1 protein-coding gene is annotated in these 643 nt (G+C 72.9%); it reads right to left on the reverse strand.

Features of this window, described 5'->3' with window-relative positions:
- Positions 1 to 643 (reverse strand): PLP-dependent aminotransferase family protein (locus ABD976_RS29265; protein WP_486374968.1); only part of this gene is annotated, 643 nt, incomplete at both ends.

Here is a 643-nt window from a genome sequence, read left to right on the forward strand (position 1 = left end):
GGGCTTGAGGGCTTCGGCGATGATGTCGGCGACCTCGGTGAACTCGGTGTCGCCGAAGCCGCGGGTGGCCAGCGCCGGGGTGCCGATGCGCAGCCCGGAGGTGGTCATCGGCGGTCGCGGGTCGTTGGGCACCGCGTTGCGGTTGACCGTGATGCCGATCTCGTGCAGCCGGTCCTCGGCCTGCTTGCCGTCCAGCTCGGAGTGGCGCAGGTCCACCAGCACCAGGTGCACGTCGGTGCCCCCGGAGACCAGGGAGATCCCGGCGGAGCGGGCGTCGTCGGCCTGGAGCCGCTCGGCGAGCAGCCTGGCCCCGGCCACGGTGCGGCGCTGCCGGTCGGCGAACTCCGCCGAGGCCGCGACCTTGAACGACACCGCCTTGCCCGCGATCACGTGCTCCAGCGGCCCGCCCTGCTGCCCGGGGAACACCGCGGAGTTGAACTTCTTGGCCAGCGCGGTGTCGGCGGACAGGATCACCCCGCCGCGCGGACCGCCGAGAGTCTTGTGCGTGGTCGTGGTGACCACGTGGGCGTGCGGCACCGGGTTCGGGTGCAGCCCGGCGGCCACCAGCCCGGCGAAGTGCGCCATGTCGACCATCAGGTAGGCGCCGACCTCGTCGGCGATCTCGCGGAACCGGGCGAAGTCG

The sequence above is a fragment of the Saccharopolyspora cebuensis genome (assembly GCF_039542665.1).
GTDB lineage: Bacteria > Actinomycetota > Actinomycetes > Mycobacteriales > Pseudonocardiaceae > Saccharopolyspora > Saccharopolyspora cebuensis.